This window comes from Janthinobacterium sp. 75 (assembly GCF_004365495.1).
GTDB lineage: Bacteria > Pseudomonadota > Gammaproteobacteria > Burkholderiales > Burkholderiaceae_D > Janthinobacterium.
On record NZ_SORD01000001.1, the window covers coordinates 2,035,377 to 2,051,922 of the forward strand.

General features: G+C 63.9%; 12 protein-coding genes. All 12 read right to left on the reverse strand.

All coding sequences use genetic code 11. The features are described 5' to 3' along the window. Positions 1 to 82: 82 nt before the first annotated feature. The 12 genes from C8C89_RS09290 to C8C89_RS09345 all read right to left on the reverse strand — a co-directional run bounded on the left by C8C89_RS09290 (position 83) and on the right by C8C89_RS09345 (position 16,451). A complete protein-coding gene (locus C8C89_RS09290) occupies positions 83 to 3,199 on the reverse strand; it encodes an efflux RND transporter permease subunit (RefSeq protein WP_101482566.1) in 3,117 nt (1,038 codons plus the stop codon). A gap of 9 nt (positions 3,200 to 3,208) precedes the next feature. Then, positions 3,209 to 4,384, reverse strand: coding sequence for an efflux RND transporter periplasmic adaptor subunit (locus C8C89_RS09295; protein ID WP_101482565.1), 1,176 nt, complete (start codon positions 4,382 to 4,384; stop codon positions 3,209 to 3,211). 13 nt (positions 4,385 to 4,397) lie between these two features. Continuing rightward, positions 4,398 to 5,819, reverse strand: a complete 1,422-nt coding sequence (locus tag C8C89_RS09300) for an efflux transporter outer membrane subunit (protein ID WP_243857952.1) — start codon at positions 5,817 to 5,819, stop codon at positions 4,398 to 4,400. Further along, positions 5,816 to 6,544, reverse strand: coding sequence for a CerR family C-terminal domain-containing protein (locus tag C8C89_RS09305; RefSeq protein WP_101482564.1), 729 nt, complete (start codon positions 6,542 to 6,544; stop codon positions 5,816 to 5,818). Before C8C89_RS09305 ends, C8C89_RS09300 begins: the two co-directional genes overlap by 4 nt. Positions 6,545 to 6,806: 262 nt before the next feature. Further along, entirely contained in the window at positions 6,807 to 8,168 is a 1,362-nt protein-coding gene (locus tag C8C89_RS09310; RefSeq protein WP_133989548.1) for a response regulator, read from the reverse strand. A gap of 142 nt (positions 8,169 to 8,310) precedes the next feature. Next, positions 8,311 to 9,045, reverse strand: coding sequence for a 2OG-Fe dioxygenase family protein (locus C8C89_RS09315; RefSeq protein ID WP_133989550.1), 735 nt, complete (start codon positions 9,043 to 9,045; stop codon positions 8,311 to 8,313). 105 nt (positions 9,046 to 9,150) lie between these two features. After that, positions 9,151 to 11,184: a TonB-dependent receptor gene (locus C8C89_RS09320; protein ID WP_133989552.1), complete on the reverse strand. Its 2,034-nt coding sequence runs from the start codon at positions 11,182 to 11,184 to the stop codon at positions 9,151 to 9,153. Between the two features lie 43 nt (positions 11,185 to 11,227). Further along, positions 11,228 to 11,713 (reverse strand): DUF6702 family protein, encoded by a 486-nt coding sequence (locus C8C89_RS09325; protein WP_166674700.1) that lies wholly within the window; start codon positions 11,711 to 11,713, stop codon positions 11,228 to 11,230. Continuing rightward, positions 11,713 to 14,088: a M1 family metallopeptidase gene (locus tag C8C89_RS09330; RefSeq protein WP_133989556.1), complete on the reverse strand. Its 2,376-nt coding sequence runs from the start codon at positions 14,086 to 14,088 to the stop codon at positions 11,713 to 11,715. The genes C8C89_RS09325 and C8C89_RS09330 overlap by 1 nt, the downstream gene beginning before the upstream one ends. A 165-nt stretch (positions 14,089 to 14,253) precedes the next feature. Then, entirely contained in the window at positions 14,254 to 14,715 is a 462-nt protein-coding gene (locus C8C89_RS09335) for a MarR family transcriptional regulator (protein WP_101482558.1), read from the reverse strand. Between the two features lie 78 nt (positions 14,716 to 14,793). Beyond that, the gene (locus C8C89_RS09340; RefSeq protein WP_101482557.1) at positions 14,794 to 15,612 is read right to left on the reverse strand and encodes a TIM barrel protein; all 819 of its coding nucleotides are present in this window, start codon (positions 15,610 to 15,612) and stop codon (positions 14,794 to 14,796) included. Then, complete coding sequence (locus tag C8C89_RS09345; RefSeq protein WP_101482556.1) at positions 15,612 to 16,451, reverse strand: phytanoyl-CoA dioxygenase family protein; 840 nt, start codon at positions 16,449 to 16,451, stop codon at positions 15,612 to 15,614. The genes C8C89_RS09340 and C8C89_RS09345 overlap by 1 nt, the downstream gene beginning before the upstream one ends. Between the last annotated feature and the right edge of the window lie 95 nt (positions 16,452 to 16,546).

Below are 16,546 nucleotides of genomic sequence, written 5' to 3' on the forward strand. Positions count from 1 at the left end.
ATGGAAGCGAGGGAGCGCGGCCTGCCGGCCGGTCCTTCGCTTCCTTGCCCGCTGGGGGCGATTTTGCAAACAATGGCGGCGCTTATTTTTCCAGCGCCACCTTGTCATCGCGCCGCAGCGGCGCCTTGTGGCGGCGCAGTTTCGCCATGCCGCGCTTGAGCAGGTGCTCCAGGTCGTCGATATAGGTGAACACGGCCGGCACCACCAGCAGACTGAGCAAGGTCGAGGTGATCAGGCCGCCGATGACGGTGATGGCCATCGGCGAACGGAAGCTCGGGTCGGCGCCCCAGCCCAGTGCCAGCGGCATCATGCCGGCGCCCATGGCGATCGTCGTCATCAGGATGGGGCGGCTGCGCTTGTGGCAGGCGTCGACCAGCGCATCGAAGCGGTTCATGCCGGCCTGGCGCGCCAGGATCGCATAATCGACCAGCAGGATGGAGTTCTTGGTGACGATCCCCATCAGCATGATCAGGCCGATCATCGACGGCATGGACAAAGCGCTGCCCGTGATCAGGAGCGCCACGAAGGCGCCGCCGATGGACAGCGGCAGCGCCGCCAGGATGGTCACCGGCTGCATGAAGTCCTTGAACAGCAGCACCAGCACGCAATAGATGCACAGCACGCCGATCAGCATGGCCAGGCCGAAGCTGGCAAACAGCGAAGCCATTTCCTGCGCGTCGCCCAGTTCGGCGATCTTCACGGATGGCGGCAAATTCTTCATCGACGGCAGCGCGCGCGCTTCTTCATTCAGTTCGCCGAGGGTGCGCGAACCGAGTTCGACGTCGAGCGTCACGTTGCGGCTGCGGTTCAGGCGGTCGATCTGCGCCGGGCCGCTTTCCATCGTCACGGTGGCAACGTTCGCCAGGCGCACGGGGCCGTTCTTGCCGGGCACGGTCAGGCGCTCGATGGCGGCCAGGTCGGCGCGCACGCTGTTGGGCAGCTTGACGCGGATTGGCACTTGCCGCTCGGGCAGGTTCATTTTGGTCAGGTCCGTGTCGTAATCGCCGGCCGTGGCCACGCGCACCGTCTCGCCGATGGCCGCCGCCGTCACGCCCAAGTCTGCCGCCTTGGCAAAGTCGGGACGCACGATGATTTCCGGACGTACCAGCGATGCGCTGGAGTTGACGTTGCCGATGCCTTTCAGGCCGCGCAGTTCGCGCTCGACCTTTTGTGCCGCCGCCATCAGTGCCACCGGGTCTTCCGAGCGCAGCACCAGCTGCATCTTGACGCCCGTGTCGGGCGGCCCCACCGTGAAGCGGGCGCCGGGTATCGTATCGAGCTTGTGGCGCAGCTGCGTTTCCAGGCCCGCCATCGATTCCTTGCGCTCCGTGCGGTGCACGGTGGTCAGTGTCAGCACGGCGCGGCGCGCCTCGGCCGCCGCGCCGGGGGCGAAGGCGTCGCCGCTGGAGCCGCCGCCAATCGAGCTGAAAACGCCCTTGATGCCCGGCGTCTGCATGGCCGCGTCGCGTGCCATGGCCGCCACGGCCTGCGTTTCGGCCAGGGTAGAACCGGGCGGCAGTTCCAGGTTGATCTGCGTCTGCGCGCGGTCGGCGGCCGGCACGAAGCCCGTCGGCAGCAGCGGCACGAGCGCGATGGCGCCGATAAAGAACAGCGCTGCGGCGATAGCCGTGATGCCGCGATGGTTCAGGCACCAGCGCATGACCGTCAGGTAGCGCGTCATCAGCCAGCCATCCTGTTCTTCCTTGTGCGGCAGGGGTTTCAGGATGTAGGCGGCCATCATCGGCGTGAGCAGTCGTGCCACTACCAGTGAGGCGAGCACGGCCAGCACGGCCGTCCAGCCGAACTGCTTGAAGAACAGGCCGGGAATGCCGCTCATGAAGGCCGTTGGCAGGAACACGGCCACCAGCGCGAAGGTAGTGGCGATGACCGCCATGCCGATTTCATCGGCCGCTTCCATGGCCGCTTCCATGGGCGACTTGCCCATGCGCAGATGGCGTTCGATATTTTCGATTTCGACGATGGCGTCGTCGACCAGCACGCCGACGACCAGGGCCAGCGACAGCAGGGTGACGGTATTGAGCGTGTAGCCGAACCAGTAGATGCCGAGGAATGCCGGCATCACGGACAGGGGCAGCGCGGCGGCGGCCACCAGGGTAGCGCGCCAGTCGCGCAGGAACCACCACACTACCAGCACGGCCAGCAGCGCGCCTTCGTACAGCAGCTCCATCGAGCCGTCGAAGTTTTCCTCGACGGGGAAGGCATTGTCGATCGACTGCTGCAGCACCACGTTGGGGTTTTCCTTCTGCAGATCGGCGATGGCCGCGCGCGCGCCCTTGGCGACGGCCACTTCGCTGGCGCCCTTGGTGCGGAACACTTCAAAGGCGACCACGGTCTTGCCATCCTGCTCGGCCAGCGCGCGCGGTTCGGCGATCGTGTCGCGCACGGTGGCCACCTGGTCGAGGCGCACATGGCGGCCGTCCGGCAGCGGCACTTCCACGCGTGACAATTCTTCGGCCGTCTTGACGGTGGCGATGGTGCGCACCGACTGCTCGGCGCCGCTGATGTCGCCCCGGCCACCAGGCGCTTCGCGCTGCACCAGGCGCAGCTGGCGCGAGACGTCGAGGGCCGACACTTTCAATGCGGCCATGCGCGCTTCGTCGAGCTCCACCTGGATTTCGCGGTAAACGCCACCCACGCGGTTGACGGCGCCCACGCCGGGCACGGTCAGCAGGCGCTTGGCCACCGTGTTGTCAACGAACCAGGACAGGTCGGGAGCGTCGAGCGGGTTGTCCACGCCGGGTTTCGCCGTGGCGATAAAGGTCAGCACCACGCGCCCGGCGGTGGACGCCTTGGTGACGGTAGGGTCGCGCAGTTCGGCCGGCATGTCCGCCTTGACGCGGGCGACGGCGTCGCGCACATCGTTGACGGCTTCGGCAATCTGCTTTTCCAGGATGAATTCAACGGTCACCGTGACGACGCCATCGAGCACCTTGGTGTAGATGTTTTTCACGCCTTGCAGGGTGGCGACGGAGTCTTCGATCTTGCGTGCCACCTCTGTTTCCAGCTGGGCCGGCGCCGCGCCCGGCAGCACCGCGCTGACGGTGACGATGGGCAGTTCGATGTCAGGGAAATCCTGCACCGGATTGGCCTTGTAGGCCAGCAGACCGGCCAGGGTCAGCAGCGCGAACAGCATGATGGCCGGGATCGGGTTCTTGATCGATAGGGAGGAAAAGTTCATGGCCTCCCCCTATTTTTTCACGGCAGATGCTGCCGCAGTCTTGGCTGCTGGTGGCACGACCGGGTTTTGTACATTCCGTACCAGGTCGCCGTCATTGAGGAAGCCTGCGCCGCTGACGACGATGGTGGTGTCGGCCGCGATGCCGCCTACAATCTCGATGCGGTCGCTCAGGCGCCGTCCGGCCTGCACCTTGATCTGGCTGACACGCTGGTCGGCATTCAGGCGGAAGACATAGCTGAAACCATCGCGCACGGCGATGGCCTGCTGCGGCACCGTCAGCGCGCCCGATGTGCCCAGTTCAAATTCGCCGCTGGCGTACATGCCGGCCTTGAATGGCGCATTGTTGCCCGTGCTGGCCGGCAGGTCCACATACACGAGGGCCGAACGCGTCTGCGGATCGACGGTAGGGGCGATCATGCGCACCTTGCCTGTCAAAACGCTGCCATTGGCTGCCTTGACCTGCGCCAGGGTGCCCGGTTTTAAATTCAGCAGCTCGGTGGCCGTCACTTCGGCGCGCCATTCGAGGCGGCCCTGGCGGATCATGCGGAACAGCTCCGTTCCGGTGCCCACGACGGAACCGACGGTGGCCGAGCGCGAGGAGATGATGCCGCTGTCGGGGGCCACCACCTGCGTGTATTTCAGTCGCAGCTGCTGCGACGCCAGCTGCGCCTTGGCCGACGCGATGCGCGCGTTGGCCGTTTGTTCGGCCGTCAGGTACTGGCTGATCTGCTGGGCGCTGATGGCGCCCGTGCTTTGCAGCGAGCGGGCGCGCTGCGCGTTGGCGGCCGCCTCAAGCGCATTTGCTTCCGCTTCCAGTACCGCCGCTTTCGCCTGTGCCACGTCGGCGTTCACCGTGTCGTTCGAGAAGACGGCCAGCACCTGGCCGGCGCGCACCACGTCGCCGACATTCACGCGAACCTCCGTGAGGCGCAAGCCGTTCGATTCGCTGCCGATGACGGCTTCCTGCCAGGCGGCCACGTTGCCGTTGGCACTCAGCTTGATGGGCAGGCTGGCCGTTTGCGGCTTGGCCGTGGTGACGGTCAGGGCAGGTTTTTGCGCTGCGTTCTTGTCTTTGGCATCGTTGGCCGCAGTGGAAGCCGAGGGGTACAGGGCCACGCCCGCGCCCAGCATCACGCAAAGGGCGGCAAGGGCGAGTGCCACGGGTTTCAAGGTCATTTTTTTCATATTGTCGTATCCGTCAGGGGGCGTTGTTGGCGAGGGCATTGGGGCTGCTGCTGTTCCAGCCGCCGCCGGCGGCGCGGTACAGCGCTACCCAGGCGGCGCTGCGTTCGCGCTCCAGGTTGACCACAGTGTTTTCGGCGGCCAGGCGCGTGCGGCGCGCGTCTTCCAGTTCGATCAGGCTGGCCAGGCCATTCTTGTAACGGTCCTCGGTGGCGACGAACGACACGCGGTAGCCTTCCAGTGCCGTTTTCGCGTGGCCGCTGCGCTCGTCCGTGCTGGCCAGGTTGACCAAGGCTTCTTCCACTTCGCGCACGGCCTGGCGCACGCCGGCGCGGTATTTCACCACCGCTTCGTCGTAGCGCGCCGTGGCTGCATCGACCTGGGCGCGGCGGGTGCCGCCGTCGAAGATGGGCAGGCTGACGGCCAGCGGGCCGATGCTCCAGGTACTGGCCGTGATGCTGGTGCCGCCGGCGCGGATATTGCCCTTGCCGATGGAGCCGGCCAGGCTCAGACGAGGATAGCGCTGCGCCTGCGCGCCGCGTACTTCGAAGCTGGCTGCCGCCACTTCGCGTTCGGCGCTGTAAATGTCGGGACGCTGGCCCAGTGTTTGCGCCGGCAGTTCCGCAATCGCCACGGGCGAGGGAAGAACGGCGGGGCTGGTCGCCAGCTTCTGGCGCAGCGTCTCTTCCGGCATGGCCGACAGGGCCACCAGCGCCTTGACATTCACATCGCAGGCGGCGCGCTGTTCGATGGCGCGGCTGGCGCCTTCGGCAGCGCTGGCGCGGGCCAGGGCGGCGTTGGCGGGCGGCTGGAAGCCGGCGCCTGCGCTCAGTTCCGTCAGGCGTGACGAATCGCGGCGAGAGACGGCATCCTGTTCGGCCACGGCCTGCAGTTGCTGGCAGGTGCGCAAGGCGTAGTACTGGTTCGCCACTTCGGCGGCCACCGAGACGCGGGCCTCATGCCATCCCGCGCGGGCGCTGTCGTAGCGCTCCTGCGCCGCATCGCGCGTGGCACGGTTGGCGCCAAACACATCGATTTCCCACGAGGCTTGCAAGGCCGCCTGCGATGTGGTGCCGCTGGGCTGTGCCGATTGCTGGCTGGTGCGTACCACGCTGCCCGTCGCGTCGAGGGCGGGCGCCAGCGCGGCGCCGCTGGCGACTTTCTCCGCGCGCGCCTGCACGATGCGCGTGCTGGCAGCGGCGATCGTGGGGCTGACCTGCTGCGCATCGGTGATCAATTGCACCAGCAGGCTGTCGCCCTGGCCCTGCCACCAGCTGGCCAGGTCCGTCAGCTTGCCATTGTGCGGCAGCGGCGCCTGCCACTGCGCGGGTGCGCTGGCGGCCACCACTGCGGGCGGACCCTGCAGGGCGCAGCCACCCAGCGCCAGCACGATGCTGGCGGCCAGGGCGCGTTGAACGGTGCATCGAATAGTCGTCATGCTGGTCCTTCTGCTTGTCGTTGAGCGGTAGTGGTAGAAGTGGGGAGGCCCATGCGCTGGCGTTCCACTTCGGCCATGGCCAGTGCGTAGTCGGTCATGCGCGACAGCCAGGTGTCGATGGCGTGCGGCGTTTCCAGCAACTGCGGGCGCAAAGTTTGCAGCACTTCGGCGCCCACCATGTGTTGCAGGGCCAGCGAAGCGATGGAAAACGCCAGGCGGTGCATGTCGTCGCTGTTGTCGGGCGCGCCAAGATGGCGCGCCAGCACGCGGGTGAGCGCCTCGTGTTCGGGACGGATGTTCTGGTCGATCTCGCGTGCCCACAGGCCCGTCGGTTCGAGCATCTCGCGGCACCACAGGCGCATGCAGTCGCGCGCAATCTCGCCCTGCTGCATGGGCGCGAGCATTTGCGCATAAAAGCCTTCCAGGCTTTGGCGCAGGGTGAAATGGGGCTGCTCGTACAGGGCGATATTGTCTTGCGGATTCGACGATTGCTGGACAAAGGCGGCGCGGTACAGGCCCGCCTTGTCGCCAAAATAGTAGCTGATGGCTGCCGCGTTCGTGCCGGCCGCCTGCGCCAGTTCGCGCGTGGAGGTCTTGGCGTAACCCTGTTCGGCAAACAGGCGGATGGCGCTATGCAGCAGCCGCTCGCGCGATTGCTCGCCATCGGAACGGGGCTTGCGCCCGTCGTCGGCATGGGGAGTTGGGATGGCGTTTTTTTCAATCATGCCGGAGATTTAATCATATATCTCAAACGATTGATATAACTAAATCGGTTGATTTAGTTAAGGAAAGATGAAGATGCGTGGAAAACGCAGGCAAAAAAAAGCCCGCGTACTAGCGCGGGCTGAATCCAATGTTCGGAGAACGAATTGGAGGAGACAGTTCCACTATAGCGCTAAAAATGGTGCGGTGCAATACCGTAAAACTACTGTATGAACTTGTCATGGATGGCAAAAAATCAAACTTTATGTTGCGTCGCACAGAAGCTCAGCGTTTGCTGCGCAGGGCCAGCGTAAAGGTGCTGCCCGAGCCATAGTCGCTATTGAAGAACAGGGCGCCGCCGATGGCGTTGGCCAGGTTCTGGCACAGGTACAGGCCCAGTCCCGCGCCTTCCACGTGGCGCGTGGAGGTGGAATCGAGCTGCGAGAAGGCCTGGAACAGCTTGGCCTGGTCTTCTTCCTTGATGCCGGCGCCACTGTCGGCGATGCTCATTTCCGTCACCAGCACGTCGTCTTCCTCGCGCTGGGCCAGGCTGATGCGCACCGTACCCTGTTCCGTGAACTTGATGGCGTTATTGAGCAGGTTGATGAGGATTTGCGTCAGCGCGCGGCGGTCCGTGTCGATGATGGCGGGCGGGCGGCCTGCTTCTCCCAGTGCCATTTCCAATGCCAGGCCCTTTTGCTGGGCCAGGGGGCGCAAAGTGTCGGCCACTTCAGCCATCAGTTCCTGGCAGTGCACGGGCTCGATCGACAGGGTCAGCTTGCCCGCTTCGATCTTGGCCACGTCGAGGATGTCGTTGATCAGCGAGAGCAGATGGCGCGCGCTGGCGCGGATGGTGTTCAGTTGCTTGTCCTGGTCGGACGTCAGGGGGCCGGGAAGTTTCATCAGCAGCGCGCCCGTGAAGCCGATGATGGCGTTCAGCGGCGTGCGCAGTTCATGTGACATATTGGCGATGAAGGCGGACTTCATGCGGCTCGCTTCTGCCAGCTCCAGGTTTTTCAGCGCGATTTCGCGGTTGATGGTTTCCAGTTCTGCCGCATGGTGCGCCAGGCGCATGTTCAGTTCGATCACCTGGCGTTCGCGCGCCTGCAGTTCGCCGTTGACCTGCACCGCCTGTTCATACGTGGAAATGAGCAAATCGAGGATTTGCTGGCGCTCCGCATTGATGAAGTGCTTCTGGTCGCCCAGGTACAGGGCGATGCCGATTTCCACGTTCTGGTTCTTGCGCAGCTTCTGGTTCATCAGCATGTGGCTGATGCGGTTGAGCAGGTAGTCTTCCGCGTAGGGCTTGCGGATGAAATTGTCGGCGCCGCACTCGATGCCGCGGATGATGTCCTTCGGGTCGTTGAGTGAGGTGACGAGGATCACGGGAATGTCGCGCAGGGTCGGGTCGGACTTGATGGCGCGGCACAGGTCGTAGCCATTCATTTCAGGCATGACGATATCGGACAGTACCAGGTGTGGCTTGCGCTCGCGGATCGCGGCCAGGGCCAGCTGGCCATTCGCCGCCACGCGGGCATTGTAGTGCAGCGACTGGATCAGGCGGCGCAAGCGCTCCGCCTGGGTCGGGCTGTCCTCGACGATCAGGATCTCGATTTCGTCAGGCTTGATTTGATTGTTGGAGTCCACAGACCTCTCCTAGAATTTCAGTGTGGTGATGCTGGGCGCGGTGAGCGCGCAATATCGACATCCTGTGACTATATCGGATTTAGGTCTGCAAAAGTAACTTGCAAGTAACTATTTTGGCCACAGGGAATGCTGTGGCCAACGCTTAATTCTCGCCCTGGAACTGGCCAGCGCGATATGTCAGCACCAGCGTATCGCGGTGGCCATGCTCGCCGATGGGCTGGATCGGCGTCGATTCGTGGATGACAGACGCATCGTCGAGCAACAGCAGCGACCACGGCTCCGTCAGGGTAAAGCGCTTGCCGTTGGGACCATTGGCTTCGAAGATGCGCGTCTCGCCGCCCTTGACCTGTTCGCGCCCGATCAGCAGCACGGCGACGAAATCGACGCCGTCGCGGTGCGCACCTTCCGGCGTGGGGCGGCCGATGCCATCGGTCGTATCGATGCGGAACTGGTGCGCCTCGATGAACCACGGCTGGCTGCCCTTGACCTGCGAGCAGGCGTCACCGAGCGCGCGGATCAGCTGCTGCCAGGCTGGCTGTGCGACGATGGCCGGCTCGATCGGCTCGAACAGGCGGTGCATGCCGCCGTGCAGGGCGTTGTATTCGACCGGTTGCCAGTGCGGGCGGTGCGCCGTCTGCGTCAGGCGCGCGCCATCCTGCACGAAGCACGAGTGGCGCCGGCGGCGATAGCGGCCGCCATCTTTCAGGTAATTGTCCAGCGCCAGCGTGTTCCAGCTGGGTTCGAGCGCGCGCAGCGCGGCTAGCGGGCAGCCGGCCAGCGCCGCCACGTCCTGCGGGCGCAGGACGGCATAGCCGTCATCGCGCAAGGCGTCCTTGAGGTGGGACGGGTCGGTAAAGATCGGTGCGGAAGTGCTCATGGCGGTGCGGGCCGGAACGCGGCCTGTATCAGTTTATCCAGCCTGGCATTCTACGACTTCGCGGCGACTCCTGTGTTATGTCCGCCAGGAATTATGCTTGTTGAGTTAAAAATTCTTTACCAGGGTCAGGCGCAGCGAGCGCGATTCCACCGGATGGAAGTGGATATCGTCGACCGGCTGCGCTTCGCCTGGCAGGCGCGAGGCATAGTAGTAATCGATGGCCGAGTCGCGCCGGTTGGCCAGGTTGTAGCCTTCGAGCTCCACGCGCAAGGTCTTGTCGATCTGGTAGGCGACGCGCCCGTTCAAGCCCACGCTGGCTGCGGAGCGCACGCTGTTATCCTCGATCAGGGGCCGCGGGCCGAAGTAGCGCAAGCGCAAAGAGCCCGACCATGGCCCTGGCGGCGTCACCGTCATGGCCAGCTGGGCCACGCCTTCGATGGCGCCCGGGATGAAGTCGCCCGCCGGGTCGCTGCCGCGCGAGCGTGCCCGCGCATATGCCAGGTCCAGGTCCAGCGACAGCCAGCTGGCCGCCTTGTAGTAGCTGGAAAACTCGACGCCGTAGCGCCGGCTGGGGCGGCCCGCCTCGGTGGCGCCGGCGTCGCCGATGAACAGCAGTTCGGAATCGAAGTCCAGGCGGTACAGCGACAGCGACGTTTGCAGGCCGGCGATGGCGGCACTGCGCAAGCCCAGTTCCAGAGCGCGCGAGCGCACCAAAGGCGTGACCTTGTCGGCCGCTGCACCCGTCTTCGGGTCGACCGTGATCGTCGTGCCGCGCGCGTCGTTGCTGTGAAAACCATTGCCTATGTTGACATACGCTTCCGTCTCGCGCCACGGTCCGGCGATCACGCTCAGGCTGGGGCTGAACAAATGGTCGCTGGCCGTACCCGAATTGGCCGCACGGTCGCTGCGCACGTCGAAGCGGTAGGCGTCCGCGCGCAGGCCGGCCACGCTGCGCAGCCAGCGCGACCAGCGGGTGCTGTTTTCGGCATAGACGCCGATGCTGGTTTCGACGATATGGTCTTGCCGCGTGCTTGATACGATCTGCCGCTGGCGTGTGTTGTACAGGCCATTGTGGATATTGTCGTTCTGTAGCTGCAGACCGATGGTGGTGTCACTGCTGCCCCTGTCCGTATGGCGGTGCCAGGTGTGGCTGGCATCGAGGCCGGCTGTCACGCGCCGGTCGGGCTGGGCGAACTGGTCGCCGTTGTCGGGGTCGTCCATCGCATACGTAAAATTCGAGAACAGGGCCAGGCGGTTGGCGATCACATATGCGCTGACCTTGGACGATATGTCGTCCGTCGTCTGGCGCCAGGCGCCCGACAGGCTGTAGCGCTGCGCCTTGCCGCCGTCGCTGGCATCGATGGCGTCGAAGCGGCCCAGCGTGCCGTCCTGCACGGCGCGCAGCGGAATCTGGTCGGTGGCATGCCAGCTGGCGTCGTACGCCATGGCCGTGACGTTGAAACCGTTGTTGGCATAGCCTTCGCTGTAGCGCAGCACGCCATTGAGCTTGTGGTAGCGGTCCGGCTGCGTGAACGGCCCATCGTTATGCTGCGCTTCGAGCGCGTACAGCAAGCTGCCGTCGCCCGCATCGAGTGTATCGGCCAGCAGGGCGCGGCGAAAGCCGTTTTGTCCGACGCCCATGCTGGCGATGCCCTGCGTCAGGCGGTTCGCATAGACGACGGATGCCGCTCCGGCCGAGGAAAAATCGCCTTGCGCAGCCGAATACGGGCCCTTTTTATAATCGAGGCGCATGGCCAGTTCGGGGATCAGGAAGTTCAGGTCCGTCCAGCCCTGTCCGTGGCCATGGCTGCGCTGGTTGACGGGCATTTCGTCAACGGTCGTGCGCAAGTCCGTGCCGTGATCGAGGTTGAAGCCGCGCAGGTAGAACTGGTTGGCCTTGCCCTCGCCGCTATGCTGGCTGACGATCAGCCCCGGCACGGCTTCGAGCAATTCGCCGGGCCGGTAGCTGGTGCGCGCGTCGAGCTGCTGTTGCGTGACGCTGCCCGCGTTGGCCGAATCGGCCACGCCCAGCTGGTTCATGCGCGAACCGTCGACCAGCACGCGCTGGAAGATGTCGTCGGCGTGGGCGGCGCCTGGAAACAGGACGGCAAGGAGGAGGGGGAGATAGCGTGGCGTCATGGGTATTTGGGTGTGGCGGCGAAGGGTAATGTCCCGCCAGTGCTTAACGGATCGGCAGTTCCGTATTCTGGCTGTCGAAAATCAGCGTCTGGATCTTGCCGCTGTCCTGAACGTTGAGGGTATTTCTCTGGCTGGGGAGGAAATCGATCAGCAACTGGTTATGGATGCGCGTGGCGGGGGCCAGGCGCGTACGTTCGATCTCCTGGAAGATCACCACGTTGTCGGCGTTGACCTTCATGCCGACCCAGTTCAGGCGCAGGCGCTTGCCATCCGGCCCCACGAGGTAGAACTGTTTTTCGACATAGCGGCGCAGCGCCGCTTCGCTGTTTTCCTGGCCCAGGTCGAACTGGCGCTGGTACAGATTCGTCAGCAGCGCTTCCACGTCATGGCCCGTGTAGGTGTGCACCACCTCCGTGCTGCCGCTGGCCGCGTTATAGCTGATGTCGGCGATACCCATGTGGAAGTTGTGGGCGCCAGCCGCCGTGCTGGCGCAGGCCAGCAGGCTTGCCGCGAACGTGCGCCAGCGCATCACGCCTCGTCGCCCTTGTCGGAGCCGCCGTTCCTGCCTTTCAACGGCGTCTTGAAGTCGCGCATCAGGTTATCCTTGGGCGATTTTTCGCTCTTGAACAGTTCCAGGCGCGAGGGTGTGATTTTTCTCGGCCAGGCGTTGTTGCTGGTGTCGATATCGGCCGTTTCCCAGTACGGATCCTGCACCAGGCCCACCATCGGTTCATCGGTGATGACGACCTTGGTGATCTTTTTCGGCGAGTAGCGCCACACTTCGGCCGGCACGCGCTCGACGTACTTTTTGCCGCTTTTGAGTTCGATTTCCAGGATTAAGGGCATCACCATGCCGCCCAGGTTCGACAGGTCGACCAGGTACAGATGCTTGCCCTGTTTCAGCAAATCCTTTTCCCACGGTTCCAGGCCTGCCAGCGCTTCGGTGTAGGCGTTGCGGTCCTTGTTGGTCACCGTGAAGTCGTCGTGCTGGTTGTAGAAATCCTTCAGTTCCGGATGCGCGTCGACGCGGCGCGGCATGCCCTTGTTGGCGCGGCTCGTAACGGACTCCGGCTGGGCGTCCTTCTGCGCCTTTTTCCAGGCTTTTTCCGTTTCCGGATTTTTGGAACTCACGCCGTATTCGCTGATGCCGTCGATGCTGATGTCGACCGGATCGGTGGTATAAAACCAGCCGCGCCAGAACCAGTCCAGGTCCGTGCCGGAGGCGTCTTCCATGGTGCGGAAAAAGTCGGCGGGCGTGGGGCGCTTGAATTTCCAGCGCTGCGCGTATTCCTTGAAGGCGTAGTCGAACAATTCGCGCCCGAGGATGGTCTCGCGCAGTATATTCAGGCCCGCCGCCGGCTTGGCGTAGGCGTTGTTACCGAATTGCAGCAGCGATTCGGAGTTGGTCATGATGGGTACCTGGTCGCGGCTACGCATGTAGTCGACGATCTCGCGTGGCTCGCCGCGCGAGGCCGGGTAGTTTTCTTCCCACGCCTGCTGCGCCAGGTACTGCACGAAGGTGTTCAAGCCTTCATCCATCCAGGTCCACTGGCGCTCGTCCGAGTTGATGATCATCGGATAGTAGTTGTGGCCCACTTCGTGAATGATCACGCCGATCAGCCCATATTTGGTGCGCTTGGAGTAGGTCAGCTCGCCCGTCTTTTTGTCTTTCACCGGACGGGGGCCGTTGAACGAGATCATCGGATACTCCATGCCGCCCACGGGGCCGTTGACGGAAATGGCCGTCGGGTACGGGTAGGCTATGCTGTACTTGTTGTACTGTTCTATCGTGTGCACGATGGCTTGCGTGCTGTACTTTTCCCACAGCGGATTGCCCTCCTTCGGATAGTAGGACATGGCCATCAGCTTGCTGCCGCCCTTGTTGTAGCCCTGCGCATCCCAGATGAACTTGCGGCTCGAGGCCCAGGCGAAGTCGCGCACGTTGGACGCCTTGAAGTGCCAGGTCTTTTGCGCGCGGCTGACGGATTTTTCGGCCGCTTCGGCCTCTTTTTGCGTGACGATGATGACGGGCTTGTCGCTGCTGCGGGCTTTTTCCAGGCGCTCGCGCTGCGCGGAAGACAGCACGTCCTGCGGATTTTGCAGCTCGCCGGTGGAGGCGACGATATGGTCGGCGGGGACGGTCAGCTGCACGTCGTAGTCGCCAAATTCCAGCGTGAATTCGCCCGATCCCAGGAACTGCTTGTGCTGCCAGCCGGCCGCGTCGTAGTAGGCCGCCATGCGGGGGAACCACTGCGCCACTTCGAACAGGGCGTTCTTGTCGTCGAAGACTTCATAGCCGGCGCGTCCACCCAGCACTTTCTGTTCATTGATGCGGTAATCCCAGTCGATCTGGAAGACGAAGTCCTGGCCCGGCTTCAGGGGCTGGGGCAGGTCGATGCGCATCATCGTGCGGTTTACTACATATTTCAAGGGCTGGCCATCGGCGCCCTTCAGGGCGCGGATATTGAAGCCGCCCTGGAAGTCGCCGCGCGCCAGCATGCCGCGCAAGCCTTCGAATTTCATGGTCTCTTCGCCCGTCGTCCTGGCCCACGCCTGGCGCGATGGCGCCGTGGTCATGCGGCGCGCGTCGGAGTCCTGCTTGTAGATATTCTGGTCCAGCTGCACCCACAGGTAAGCGAGGGTGTCGGGCGACCGGTTATGGTAGGTGATGGTGCCGCTGCCGGCGATCTCGCGTTTGGCCTCATCCAGCGTGGCGCGGATGCTGTAGTCGGCGCGTTGCTGCCAATAGGCGTGGCCTGGCGCGCCGGAAGCGGTGCGGTAGGTGTTCGGGGTGGGCAGCACCTCTTCGAGCTGGCGGAACTTGTCGTCGAATGGTTCGGCAGCGAAGGCCGACACGGTAAAGCAGAGAGCCAACGAGGCTACGGGGCCGAAAGGTAAGCGCATATTCACCCTGATGTTGTTGTAAAGAAATAGTGGCAACTATTCTATACGCAGGGTGAGGCCATCCTTGTATCGATTTGTAATAAAGAAAGGCGGATTTTGCGCCATCTTTTGCCTGGCACTGTCAGTGGAATGCTTTGCCTGATTTTGCTCGGAAAAGCGGGGCTTTTACTCACTTTTCATCAGGCTGTCGCGCAACTGGTTCAGTTGTTGTTTCATGTCCACAACTTGTTCCACGCTGCAGTGGCTGGCCGCCAGGATGGCCTCGGGCAGCAGTGCCGCCTCGTGGCGCAACTGGTCGCCCTGCTGCGTGAGGGAAATGATGACCTGGCGTTCGTCGCTGGCGGCGCGCGTGCGCGTCAATAGGCCCGATTGTTCCATGCGCTTGAGCAAGGGTGTCAGGGTGGCCGAGTCGAGGAACAGGCGCTCTCCCACTTCCGACACCGTCAGGCCGTCGCGCTCCCACAGCACCATCATCACCAGGTATTGCGAATAGGTCAGGCCCAGCTTGCGCAAGAGCTTGCGGTACAGCTTGTTCATGGCAAGCGAGGTCGAGTACAGCGCAAAGCACAGCTGGCCGTCCAGGCGCGGCACCTGGTGCAAAGGGTTGGGGGCGGTGGTGGTATCCATGGGTACAGTATATATAGTGCGCTACTTAATAGCAATGCGCGGCGCCGGACCTGCGATCCGGCGCCGGATCGCGGCTACCTATCCGGCGTAGCGCGCGCGCAGCACATTGAGCATGGCGACGTTCTGTTCCCAGGCATCCGTCACGGGTTGCTGTGTCCAGGGCAGGGTTTGCGTGTACGGTGCGGGGCCGAATTCCGGCGTGAATGTCATGCGCTCGGCGCCGGCCGCGCGGCGCAGGGCGACGATGGCATCCCACCAGGCCAGGTGGGCGTCGAGCGCCGCCTTCGCTTCCGGCGCGCGGAAGTCGGCTACCTGCGGACCCTGCGCGTGGCCCACGCGCGCGTGCACATGGCGCACCAGCGGCAGCACCTGCGCCAGGGTCTGCGGCTGGTCTTCCAGCAGCGATTCGCAGGCGCAGCACCAGTGCGACAGGTCGGCCGTCAATGGCAGCGCGGGATACTGCGCCAGGTAAGGCAGCAGCAGCATCGGGTGGCCGCTGAAGCGGCTGCGATGAATTTCGTGCACGATGGGCACGCCGTGCTTTGCCGAGATGGCGGCGGCCAGGTCGAGCAGTTGCGCGTTCTGCGCCTGGCTATAGTAATCCTTGCCCGTGTGCGTGTTGACCAGCACGGGGCGCGCCAGGCAGGCGTTTTCCAGCAGTTCCGCCAGGGCGGCGCGGTGCAGTTCGAAGTCGCTGTGGAACACGGTTTCCCACTGCGCGGCGATCAGTTGCAGTCCAGACTTGGCGATGCGGTCCGTCCATTCCTCGCGCAGGGCCGCATCCAGCGGCAGCGACATCTCGATGCCGTCGAAGCCGGCCTCCAGTACCTTGTCGATGAAGACCTCGGGCGGCAGCTCGTTATTGCCCCAGTGGGCGGCGTAGACTTCGATGCGCATCAGACGAAGCCCCGCACGGGGAACGCTGCGTCGCGCTGTATCCAGTTGTGGGCGGCATATTCCGTCTGGCCGTCGGTGGCGTGCAAAGTATAGGCGTGGCGCGAGACGGACGAGCGGTTCGGCGCGCTGTAATGGGGCAGCAAGCCGTGGAAGCAGACGAGGGCGCCCGCCTTCACTTCCAAGGGCACGGCCGTGCTGTCGTCCGGCCAGGGCATGGCATCGAGTTTTTCCACGCGAACCTGGTCGCCGTTGCGGATGAAGCGTTCGCGCAAGGGGCCGCGGTGGCCGCCCGGTTCCGCCCATAGGCAGCCGTTGTCCAGGGTCGCGTCTTCCAGTGCGAACCAGAAGGTGGTCACGCTGATCGGCGTGGTCTCGAAATACGTGGCGTCCTGGTGCCAGCGCACTTCACCGCCGATGCCGGGCTGCTTGAAGATGTACATCGATTGCCAGACCTGCGCGTCTGCCAGGCCCAGGTCGCGCGCCACTTCGGCCAGCTTCGGGTCGCTGGAAAAGCTGCGGAAGACGGGGTCCAGGTCATGCATGGCGTGGCCGATCTTGTTGATCGACAGGGATTTGGCCTGCTTTAACTGGCCGTCCGGGCCGAAGGCCTCTTCTTCAAAGAAGCAGCGGATGGTGTTGTCGGAGGCGAGGAAATAATCGTTGGTGTTCTTGGCCTGGTCGCGCGTGGTGAAGATGGACTGGCTGACGCTGGGATCGAATTCGTTGACAATCTGCTCGGCGCGCGCGCGCAAGGCGGCGATTTCGTCCGCCCCCTTGAAGCCGGGCAGGATGATGTAACCGTCGCGTTGGTATTGTTCCTGTTGTTCAGTTGTTAGCATGGCGGCGGCTCCGGAGGTCAATGGAAAGCGTCATTGTAGGATGGGCGAGGGCGGCAGACAATCTTCCTGCGGTTGACAGATTGTCGCCAAAGCGA